Origin of the sequence: Tamlana sp. I1, assembly GCF_015355625.1 — a bacterium.
In the GTDB taxonomy this organism is placed as follows: Bacteria; Bacteroidota; Bacteroidia; order Flavobacteriales; family Flavobacteriaceae; genus Pseudotamlana.
The window spans coordinates 197,782-209,946 of record NZ_JACLAF010000010.1 but is presented as its reverse complement, the minus strand read 5'-3'; the positions used below and the strand labels follow the sequence as shown (position 1 = coordinate 209,946).

The window sequence follows — 12,165 nt, the reverse complement described above, 5'->3', positions numbered from 1 at the left end:
TTTCCGAACAGAGAAGTTAAGCCCATTAGCGCCGATGGTACTGCATTTGTGGGAGAGTAGGTCGTTGCCTTTTTTGAATCCTCAACATTTATTTGTTGAGGATTTTTATTTTTATTGATTAATGGTTATTGGTTGATGGTTAGTAGTAACACCAACAACTAAAAACCAAAAACAAACAACCAGATATTGACCTGGTAGCTCAGTTGGTAGAGCATCTCCCTTTTAAGGAGAGGGTCCTGGGTTCGAGCCCCAGCCCGGTCACTTTATTATCTAAGCCTCAAACTGATGTTTGAGGCTTTTTCTTGTTTAAATCCTCATTTGATTTTTTATTCCTTTTTAATTTTATGCTAAATCATTTTTGTTAATACAACAATAGGAATTAGAGTACAAAACACTTGTATAAGCTGTAATGTTTAAGCTTTTTGCCTTTTTTACAATTAATAAATTTTAAGTATTTACTAGCTTATTCTATCAAAATCTTTCAATCCGTAAGCGTTCGGAATTGTAATCAGTTTTTATTTACTAAATTAGGTGTTAAAATACATAAACAATCAAATTCAAAATATTGACAGTTTAACTGCAACATTATGAAAATTGAGCGTACAATAGATATATTATTGTCGGAATGTTTCCAAAGGGCAATCGGTTCAATCAGTCTTGTTGCAATAGGTTAATTACAATATCTTAGCATAAATTTTATGTGTCAAAACAATTGGAGTTTATAATAAAAGAAATTATACATTTACTAGCAGTTCGAATTAAGAATAATGAATAATATCGTTTTCATAGATACAGAAGTAGATGTTAAGACCAAAAAGATCCTTGATATTGGTGCGATAACGGGGGATGGGTTAAAGCTACATTCCAAATCGATTTCAGAGTTTTTTAACTTTATTGGTGAAAACGCATATTTATGTGGTCATAACATTATTAAACACGATTTACCATATATTGAAAAGGCAGCAAATAAGGTTTTTTCAAAATTTAAGATCATTGATACCTTATATTTATCTCCTTTGTTATTTCCTGAAAATCCGTATCATGCACTTTTAAAAGATGATAAACTTCAGACTGAAGAATTAAACAACCCTTTAAACGATGCGATAAAAGCAAAAGACCTGTTTTATGATGAAATAACTGAATTTCAAGAATTGAATACAGATTTAAAGCAAATCTATTTTGCTTTATTACAGGATAAAAGAGAATTTAAATTTTTTTTTGAATTTTTAAATTATTCTACGGTTAATCATGATGTTGTTAATTTAATTAAGTCTAGGTTTTTTAATCATTTGTGTGAACATGTTAATTTATATAACTTAATTAACAAAACTCCAGCAGAATTAGCCTATTGTTTGGCTTTAATAAACATAGATAATAGATATTCAATTACCCCTCCATGGGTAATAAAGAATTATCCAGAAGTGGAGAGAGTCATGTATTTATTAAGAAATAATCCGTGTTTGCAAGGATGTTCTTATTGTAATACGGCACTTAATGCAAAAATTGGTTTAAAGAAATTTTTTGGGTTTGATTCGTTTAGAACTTATGGTGGTAAAGCATTACAGGAGAATGCCGTTAATGCAGCCATTAATAATAAGTCTATTTTAGCTGTGTTTCCAACCGGAGGGGGGAAATCGATAACTTTTCAGGTGCCTGCACTAATGAGTGGCGAAAATGTAAAAGGCTTAACGGTTGTTATTTCACCGCTTCAATCATTAATGAAAGATCAGGTTGATAATTTAGAAAATTCAAATATTACAGATGCTGTTACCATAAATGGATTACTAGACCCTATTGAAAGAGCAAAATCTTTATGGAGAGTTGAAAACGGTTCTGCTTCAATGTTATATATTTCACCAGAATCACTTAGGTCTAAATCTATCGAACGCTTACTACTTGGTAGAAATGTAGTTCGGTTTGTAATTGATGAAGCACATTGCTTTTCATCGTGGGGACAGGATTTTAGGGTTGATTACCTTTATATTGGAGATTTTATAAAAACGTTACAAGAGAAGAAAAACCTTGAAACGGGAATTCCAGTGTCTTGTTTTACGGCTACAGCAAAGCAAAATGTTATTCAGGATATAAAAGATTATTTTCAAGAAAAGCTATCATTACATTTAGAAATCTTTAGTTCAACAGCATCACGTACCAATCTTAATTATAAGGTAATCCCTAAGGATAATGAAGAAGATAAATATAATGCAGTACGTCATCTAATTGATGGAAAAAAATGTCCAGCAATTATCTATGTTTCAAGAACCCAAAGGGCTTATCAATTAGCTGAAAGACTATCAAACGACGGTTATGTTGCGAAAGCTTATCATGGAAAAATGGATAAGCAGGAAAAGTCAGAAAATCAAGATGCATTTATTCGCGGCGAAGTAGATATAATGGTTGCGACATCAGCATTTGGAATGGGAGTAGATAAAAAGGACGTAGGTATAGTTATTCATTATGAATTATCAGACTCCCTTGAAAACTATGTTCAGGAAGCTGGAAGAGCCGGAAGAGACGAGAGTATTACAGCAGATTGTTATGTTCTGTTTAACGAAGAAGACTTAAGCAAACATTTTATCTTGCTTAATCAAACTAAGTTGAATATAAAGGAGATTCAGCAAATTTGGAAAGCAATAAAGGATATCACTCGATTTCGGTCAAATGTTTCTAATTCTGCATTAGAAATTGCTCGCAAAGCTGGTTGGGATGAAAATGTAGTAGAAATTGAAACTAGAGTTACCACAGCTATCTCTGCATTAGAAGAAGCAGGATACCTTAAGCGTGGGCAAAATATGCCTCGGATTTTTGCAAACAGTATCCTGTCCAAAAATGCTCAAGAAGCCATTGATAAAATACAGACTTCTAAAAATTTCAATGAAAAGCAAAAATTACAGGCGGTTAGAATTATTAAAAAACTTTTCTCAAGTAAGAGTAGAAAACAGGATACGAGTGAAGTAGCTGAATCAAGAATTGACCATATTTCAGACCACTTAGGAATAGTAAAAGAGGAAGTTATTAATGTTGTTAATTTGTTACGTGAAGAAAAAATATTAGCAGATACAAAGGACTTAACAGCATTTATTAAACGGGGTGAAAATAAAAATCGTTCACTCAGCATTGTTAATTCAATTAGTAAAATTGAGATGTTTTTGGCCTCGCAATTTGAAGAGGAGGAAAAGTCATTTCATATTAAAGAACTTAACGAACTGGCAGAAGAATACGGATGTAAAGATGTTTCTCCAAATAAAATAAGAACCATAATTAACTTTTGGGTTATTAAAAATTGGGTTAAGAGAAAACAACACCATTTGTCAAAAAATCATTTAGCAATTGTATCCCATTATTCTCAAAAAGAATTAAAAGCTAAACTTGAAAAAAGACACGAATTAGCCCGATTTATCGTTGATGTGCTCTATTTAAAAAGCTCACAAAACGTTTTGCCAAATGAAGTTGATAAGGAACAGGTTTTAGTTGAATTTTCTGTTCATCAGCTCAAAGAAGAATATGAAAAACAAAACGCCCTATTCAAACTGAGTATCAAATTAAATGATATTGAAGACGCCTTGTTTTATTTGTCTAGAATTGATGCAATTAAGATAGAAGGAGGCTTTCTTGTGGTTTATAATAAACTTACTATTGAACGACTAGAGCAGGATAATAAGAAAAGATATAAAACTGAAGATTATAAAAAGTTGAACCAGTTTTATGAAAATAAAATACAACAGATTCACATTGTTGGTGAATATGCAAAAAAAATGATTGGAGATTATAAAGAAGCCTTACAGTTTGTTGAAGATTATTTTCAATTAAACTACGTTTCTTTTCTAAACAAATATTTTAAAGGTAGTCGTCAAAATGAGATTAAAAGAAATATTACTCCCACTAAATTTAGACAACTTTTTGGAGAGTTGTCGACTTCACAACTAGGAATAATAAAGGATAATAGTTCGCCGCACATTGCTGTAGCGGCTGGGCCTGGCAGTGGTAAAACAAGGGTTTTGGTACATAAACTTGCATCTCTTTTGTTAATGGAAGATGTAAAACATGAACAACTTTTAATGTTAACTTTTTCAAGAGCAGCTGCAACCGAATTTAAAAAACGCTTGCTAGATTTAATTGGAAATGCGGCCAATTTTATCGAAATAAAAACTTTTCATGCCTATTGCTTCGATTTACTAGGTAAGGTTGGTTCAATTGAAAAGTCGCACTCCATTATTAGTCATACTGTTGAGAAAATTAAAAATAATGATATTGAAGCTAACCGTATTACAAAAACAGTTTTAGTTATTGACGAAGCTCAGGATATGGATAGCCATGAGTTTGACCTAGTTAAAGTTTTAATGGAACAAAATGAAGATATTAGGGTTATTGCCGTAGGTGATGATGATCAAAATATCTACGAATTCAGAGGGGCAAGCTCCAAATATTTAGAGCAATTTATAACCGAGCAAAAAGCTAAAAAAGTAGAACTGATTGAAAACTATAGAAGCAAAGCAAATCTTGTTGATTTTACAAATCAGTTTGTTCGAAAAATTAAGCACCGGCTTAAAGAAACACCTATTATACCGTATTCACGCGAGACAGGATTACTAAAATTAATTAAGTATAATAGTACTCATCTTATTGAACCTGTTGTTAATAACATAGTTTCTTCAGATTTAATAGGGACCACTTGTGTGTTAACACAAACAAATTTTGAAGCCTTACAAATTGAAGGACTTTTGTTAAACCATAGGTTACCAGCAAAACTTATTCAAACTAATGAAGGTTTTAGTTTATATAATTTATTAGAAGTTAGATACTTTATTAAGCAGCTTAATTTTTCAGCAGATAAATATATTATTAGCGATGATAACTGGAAAATAGCAAAGAAAAACCTTTGGGATAAATATAAGCAAAGCTCTAAAATTGATATTTGTATCAACCTAATTAAGGACTTTGAATTAAGTAACCCCAAAAAGAAGTACCACTCAGATTTTGAGGTTTTTGTGAAGGAATCGAAACTTGAAGACTTTATCAATGCTATAGGGGAAACAATATTTGTTTCAACTATTCATAAGGCAAAAGGAAAAGAATTTGATAATGTTTTTCTAATACTTAACGGTTACAAGCTAGAAAATGAAGCGAAAAAAAGACAGCTTTATGTAGCTATGACACGAGCCAAACAAAATCTAACAATACATTTAAATGGTAATTACCTTGACGATATTTCTTGCGTAAACCTAGAGCGTATAAATGATGATGCTCAATACAAAACATCAAACTTGTTGGTTATACATTTGTCTCATAAAGATATTTGGTTAGATTATTTTATTTCGAGGCAGACTATTATAAATAATTTAATGTGCGGAGACGAATTAATAGTGAGTAACGATGGGTGTTCTGATAAAAAAGGAAATTGTGTAATAAAATTTTCAAATAATTTCAAAGTGAAAATACTCGAATTTGAGAAATCAGGATATCAATTATCAGAATCAAAAATCAACTACATACTTTACTGGCAAAAAGAAGAATTGGAACATGAAATTCTAATAGTCTTACCAGAAATTAAATTTAAAAAGTAAACAGACTAACTGTTGGAATTAATAACTATGTCAAAAGTCAATTAATAGCATCATTTTATTCGCTTAGTTTCAATAACTACGGTGTGTTAACAGTAGTTGTTTTTTCCTATTACAGCCTTATTTAAGTTTTTGTTAACAATTATCGAGTTTTTGATACGTAATTTTATACCTTATGATAACTTATAAATAAATCGAATTAATATGAAAAAATTACTATTACTTTTTATGCTTGGCGCTACAGTGTATACTGTTAATGCTCAAGTAAAAACACCACAACCAAGTCCTGCCGCTAAGTTGGAGCAAAAAGTTGGTTTAACAGATGTTACCTTAGAATATTCTAGACCAAGTGTAAAAGGCCGTACCATTTTTGGAAACCTAGTGCCTTTTAGTAAAATTTGGAGAACTGGTGCTAACAAGAACACGACCATTACGTTTAGTACAGATGCTAAAATTGATGGATATACACTAAAAGCTGGTTCTTATGCTATATTTACCGAACCAGGCGAAAGTCTTTGGAAAGTTTATTTTTATTCTGATACAGAAAACTGGGGTGTGCCACAAAAATGGGATGAAACTAAAGTTGTAGCTGTAACTTCTGTTAAAGCTCACACGGTACCTTTTAATGTAGAAACATTTACTTTAGATATTAATAGCATTACAAATGGTGGTGCTAATATTGAATTAATTTGGGAAAAAACGTATATCGCTATTCCGTTTACCGTACCAACTGATGAAGCAGTTTTAATTAGTATTAATGATGTTATGGGAGGTTCCCCTAAAGCAGCTGATTATTATGCTTCGGCTTCTTATTATTTACAAGAAGATAAAGACATTAAACAAGCTAAAAAGTGGATTGATAAAGCTGTTGAAATGACAAAAGCTAAACCACTTTTTTACTATATAAGAAAGCAGTCTTTAATTCATCACAAAGCTGGTGATACTAAAGGAGCCATTGATGCAGCTAGGAAGTCTTTAGAATTAGCCGAAATTGCAGGAAACGATGATTATGTAAAAATGAATCAAGATTCTTTGAAAGAATGGCTTGGTGAGTAAACCAACTCAGACTTTAAAATATTAGAAAACGCAGCCATATAGGTTGCGTTTTTTGTTTACTAAGAGGGTTACTTTACATTATCAATTCAGCTTCATAAAAAACATTGAAGAGGAAGTTTAAAGATTTTATTTAGAAATATTCTAGAGGAGATTTTAGGGGGTAAAGATATTAATACCTCAAATTTATAAGTTCCCGAACCTTGTCTAACGTTTTAATTAAGGTTTTACTAAACTTAAAACTCATGATCGGACTTTCAGTTTTACCTTGACGAAGCAATTCATTAAAATGAATGGTTTCGTAGTTATAACCTATAGTTTCATAATCGAAAGTAATGGTTTCTACATCATCTTCGGAATAAATAGTTACTGTTGAAGGCTGATGAAACATGGTATTAATTTTAATTTTTCCTTTTTCAAATTGAAAAATAGCTTCCGTAGGTAAATTTTCTAAAAGCGAACTTTTTAAATATGCGGTTACGCCGTCATTATATTCAAATGTCATAGAACATGATGAGTCTGCACCATTATCAAAATAAGTGGCTGTGGCAGCGATGTTTTCAGGAATTCCCAAGGTAGATAATGCGGCGAAAATAGGGTAGATGCCAATGTCTAACAAACTCCCTCCTCCTAAAGATTTATTAAATAACCGTGTGTTGTCATCAAAATCTCTGTGAAAACCAAAATCGGCTTCAAGCTTAATAATATTACCATAGGTTTTGTTTTCAATTGCTTTTAAAACATATTGATAATGCGGTAAAAAGTAAGTCCAAAGCGCTTCCATTAAAAGCACATTTTTTTCTTTGGCTCTGGCTATCATTTCACCAACTTCGTTCGCGTTCATCGCAAAAGGTTTTTCGCAAAGTACAGCGATGCCCTTTTCTAAACAGAGTAGGGTGTTTTCTTTGTGTAAAGCGTGTGGTGTGGCTATATAAACGGCATCAATATTGGGGTCGTTAGCCAATAAATCATAACTATTATAAGCTTTTGTAACGTTAAATTTTTCCGCGAAAGCGTTAGCCTTTTCTTGAGTTCGCGATGCAACGGCGTATAGTTTAGCGCCTTCAACGGTTTGCAAATCTGTTGCGAATTTATTGGCAATCTTACCAAGGCCAATAATACCCCAGTTAATGGTTTTTTGTTTTGATTTATTTGTCATTCGGATTTATAAATTGAAGGCTACACGCTAAGATAATAACGATGAAGCAGCCTACGAAATTTAACCACAGAAATGGAAGATTAATATATTCGAATTGATTTAGGAAAAATAAACCGATTACAACCAGTTGAGTGATTAATGCACTAATAAAAACGGCATTCCCTTTTACAAATTTGAAGAAAAATGCCAATAGAAAAATGCCTAATACATTACCATAAAAAATAGAACCAATAATGTTTACCAACTGAATTAAATTCTCGGCGAGATTCGCGACACAGGCAATTCCTATAGCAATAATACCCCAACCAAAAGTGAACCATTTTGAAGCTTTTACCATGTCTGCTTCTGTTTTTTCACTGGTATTACGCTTATATAAATCGATGGTTGTTGTCGAGCCTAAAGCGTTTAATTCGCTGGCAGTACTAGACATGGCGGCGCTTAAAATAACGGCTAACAATAAACCAATTAGTCCACGCGGTAAGTTGTTTAAAATGAAGTGAATAAAAACGTAGTCTTTATCGTTGCTTTCAATTTTAACACCTTCACTTTTAGAAGCTTTATCGATTAAAATTCGAGCTTCACTTCGTATCTCATCATTCACTTGATTGGCAATGGCGATGTAATTTGAAGCGTTTTCATCATTAGAAGTTATAAATGATTTTATAATTTTCTGTTTATCATTAAACACCTCTTTTTGTTCTTTCTGAAGGGTTTTAAAGTCTTCAGCATATGGCGAATTTAAAACCAATTCTGTCGCAGTAGGGTTAAAGTTGACGGGTGATTCGTTAAACTGATAAAAGACAAAAACCATAACGCCAACCAATAGAATAAAAAATTGCATGGGCACTTTTAAAATTCCGTTGAAAATTAAGCCTAATTGCATTTCTTTTACAGATTTTCCAGAAAGGTAGCGTTGAACTTGACTTTGGTCGGTTCCGAAATAGGAAAGCATTAAAAAAGTTCCCCCAATAATACCACTCCAAAAGGTGTAGCGGTTATTCAAATCGAAGGAAAAATCAAGCACTTCCATTTTGCCACTTGCTCCAGCAATGTCTAAGGCTTTTTTAAAGGTAATATCCTGAGGAAGCTTATCAACTATTAAAAAGAAAGCCACTAACATACCTATAAAAATAACCACCATTTGATGCTTTTGTGTAACGTTTACAGCACGGGTTCCGCCAGAAACGGTATAGATAATAACCAATAAACCAATAATGATATTTAGGGTTAATAAATCCCATCCCAATACCACCGATAAAATAATGGCAGGTGCAAAAATGGTAATTCCAGCTGCCAATCCGCGTTGTATAAGGAAGAGGATAGCAGCTAGGGTTCGTGTTTTTAAATCGAATCGGTTTTCTAAAAACTCGTAGGCCGTATAAACTTTAAGTCGGTGATAAAGCGGAATAAAAACCATGCAAATAACCACCATGGCAATAGGTAAGCCAAAATAGAATTGTACGAATCCCATGCCGTCATTAAAAGCTTGCCCTGGTGTTGATAAAAAGGTAATCGCACTGGCTTGTGTTGCCATAACCGATAATCCAATGGTCCACCATTTTGAAGTATTACCGCCCCGTAAATAATCTGTTACATTTTTACTGCCTTTGGTTTGCCATGTGCCATAAGCAACAATAGCGATTAATGTTGTGCAAAGTACGGTCCAATCAACCCAGCTTAAAGTTTGCATGTTTTAAAAGGATTTTGTGATGATGTAAAAAGCAATAAAGTAGAGTGCGTTGGCAATTAAAACGATTGAATATAGTTTTAGCCAAGGTTGTTTTGGTGTGTTTTCCTGATCCATAATATTGCTTTAGTTTTCTTGCGTATTGGTGTTTTCTTTTCCTAAAGATAGCATATTGGCAAACAAGCGGTATGCACCAGAAACACCAACAGGAAATTCTCTAAAAAAGCTTAATCCTGTGTAAATATAATAGCCTTTTCCGTATTTAGCAATGAGTAAACTTCCATCTTTATCCGATTCATTTTTATCGTGCATGGCTAATATAGGCGTAAATTCCTTTCCCCATGAATTCGGGAAATACAAACCACGTTCTTGGGTCCAACCTTCAAAATCTTTTTGAGTAATTTTATTTGGGTAGTTTAAAACGGGGTGTTCGGGGTTTAAAAAACGAACTTTTGCATTTTCATCTGTGACACGATCTCTGGATAAAGAAAGTGGGTAAGGTGCTATATTTTCAACTTTTAAGCCACGATTGGTATTGTATTGCACGATCATATTTCCGCCTTGAGCGACAAAATCAAACAATTGTTGTTGTTTAAACTGTAAATCGTCTAAGGTATTATATGCACGAATACCTACCACCACAGCGTCATATTTTTGCAAATTTTCAGGGCTAATCTCATCGGTTATTAAATATTCAACATGATAACCAATTTGCTCTAAACTTTCGGGAACCACATCGCCAGCACCTTGAATGTATGCGATATTTGTTCCTTTCTTTTGAATATCCAATCGCACCACTTTGGTTTCGCTAGGCAATAAAACGGTTTGTAGCGGAATATGGCTGTAATCTATTTCGATAAGTTCTTTGCTATACGCTTTATCTCCAACATAAACAATAGGACTTATAACGCCTTCACTAGCATTTTTTGGAGGTGTTAACGTGAAATTATAACTGCGCTCTTCGCCTTTATAAGCAATGGAAACCTTTTGAGATTTAGGTGAAACCATCCAATTTTCTGGGTGTTGAATTTCAACTTTACCAGTTAAATTATCGTGGCCAGCTTTTACAACCACGCTTATATGGTGTTTTTCATCGGAATTAAAAATAATCACTTTTTCGGTGATTGATGCTGAAGCTTCGGGAATGATTTCAAACGGACGAAATAATTCGCCTTTATCGGGTTTGGAATACCTTTGAATCACATCTTTTGTAAACGTGATTGGGGTATTATTTATTAATAGGTTAAATTCAATTTGATAGGCACGAGGGGTTTCTGGCAAGCCGATTAAGCTCTCATCATCAACCTTATACATGCCTAAAGTACCTTTGGTATTTAGCCAATAAGGCGTTGTAGGTTGCTGGTCTGCTTTAATTTTTAGAATCTCGTTAAAGTTGTATTTAATATTGTTTTTTAATGCGATATTTTTTGAAACGTTTACATTATTAGTGGTTTTAAATCCCACTAAAGTTATAGGTGTTTCACTTCTGTTTAATATTTCAATATTTAGTTTAATCGCTTCATTTTGTGTGGCATAATTTGTTTCTGCGGAAGCTTCTAAATATAAGCCAGCACACATTTCAATAATGTTTAAAAGCTCTTTTGTTTTTTGAACTTTCCAATGTTCATCTTCAATATTTTGAAGGAGTTTATAGGCTTCAACCAATTGCGGAATATGTTTTGAAGGATTGGTAAAATTGAAGTTTTTTTCTACTTCATATAAAATATCACCAATTTCTTTTCCGCCTTTAACGCGATTCCAAGTTGTATCAATGCCATCAAAAATATCGTCATTGTTTTTTAAAGGCTCGCCTTTTAGAAATTCAATATATTCTTGTTGCGTACCACGTTGGGTTAAATTACCAAATCCTTGGCATAAATGCTGACTCCTGGCTAAAGCAGCCACTTCGTTGTTGGATAAGCCTTTTAGTGGGTAATAAGTGCCAATATCGAAACTAATCATGTTGCTTTTATCGGCGGCATCAAATTTTTCTTGACTGCCATAAAACCAATAACTGGTATTAAAAAATAGGCGTTTTGGTTGCCATAATGTCGTTTTGTTTAATTGTTTAGGAAAAGCGGTTTTATCGTTTGCTAGTTCGAAAGCTTCAACACTAAGTAAAGCAGATCCTGTATGGTGTCCGTGGGTTGTTCCTGGCGATCGGTGATCGAATCGGTTAATAATAATGTCGGGTTGAAACGTTCTAATGGCTAAAACCACATCGCTTAAAACGTCGTCTTTATCCCAAATCTCAAAAGTTTCATCAGGATGTTTGGAGTAGCCAAAATCGTTGGCGCGTGTAAACAGTTGTTCGCCGCCATCTATACGTCTCGCAGCTAGTAGTTCTTGCGTTCGTAAAACGCCTAATAATTCTCTAATGTCTGACCCAATTAAATTTTGTCCGCCATCGCCACGTGTTAAAGACAAATAGGCCGTTCTGGCTTTTATCTGGTTAGACATGTATGCAATTAAACGTGTGTTTTCATCGTCTGGATGCGCAGCAATATAAAGTACCGAACCTAAAAAGTTTAATTTTTGAATGGATTCGTAAATTTTTGAAGATGAGTTTGTTGCTGGGGTTTGGGCGTGAAAAATTGATAGCGAAAATACCGCTATCATAAAAGAAAGTATTGTTTTATTCATGTTTGATTTTAGCTAAAAACCAAATATAGCGAAGTTATAAACTGAATACCGAGGTTTTAATG

At 33.2% G+C, this 12,165-nt stretch carries 5 protein-coding genes and 1 tRNA gene; 3 read left to right on the top strand and 3 right to left on the bottom strand.

The window, feature by feature from the left end:
• The first annotated feature begins 188 nt into the window (after nucleotides 1-188).
• From H6X70_RS11125 to H6X70_RS11115, 3 genes are all read left to right on the top strand, one after another.
• Nucleotides 189-261, top strand: a tRNA-Lys gene (locus H6X70_RS11125).
• A gap of 506 nt (nucleotides 262-767) precedes the next feature.
• On the top strand, nucleotides 768-5,564 hold the full coding sequence (locus H6X70_RS11120) for a RecQ family ATP-dependent DNA helicase (RefSeq protein WP_194767762.1): 4,797 nt from the start codon (nucleotides 768-770) through the stop codon (nucleotides 5,562-5,564).
• Between the two features lie 201 nt (nucleotides 5,565-5,765).
• On the top strand, nucleotides 5,766-6,617 hold the full coding sequence (locus H6X70_RS11115; RefSeq protein WP_194767761.1) for a DUF2911 domain-containing protein: 852 nt from the start codon (nucleotides 5,766-5,768) through the stop codon (nucleotides 6,615-6,617).
• A gap of 169 nt (nucleotides 6,618-6,786) precedes the next feature.
• Here H6X70_RS11115 and H6X70_RS11110 read toward each other — a convergent pair whose 3' ends face one another.
• From H6X70_RS11110 to H6X70_RS11100, 3 genes are all read right to left on the bottom strand, one after another.
• The gene (locus H6X70_RS11110; RefSeq protein ID WP_194767760.1) at nucleotides 6,787-7,773 is read right to left on the bottom strand and encodes a Gfo/Idh/MocA family protein; all 987 of its coding nucleotides are present in this window, start codon (nucleotides 7,771-7,773) and stop codon (nucleotides 6,787-6,789) included.
• On the bottom strand, nucleotides 7,763-9,463 hold the full coding sequence (locus tag H6X70_RS11105; protein WP_194767759.1) for a sodium:solute symporter: 1,701 nt from the start codon (nucleotides 9,461-9,463) through the stop codon (nucleotides 7,763-7,765). The genes H6X70_RS11110 and H6X70_RS11105 overlap by 11 nt, the downstream gene beginning before the upstream one ends.
• A gap of 123 nt (nucleotides 9,464-9,586) precedes the next feature.
• On the bottom strand, nucleotides 9,587-12,103 hold the full coding sequence (locus tag H6X70_RS11100; RefSeq protein ID WP_194767758.1) for a PIG-L family deacetylase: 2,517 nt from the start codon (nucleotides 12,101-12,103) through the stop codon (nucleotides 9,587-9,589).
• Nucleotides 12,104-12,165 lie beyond the last annotated feature (62 nt).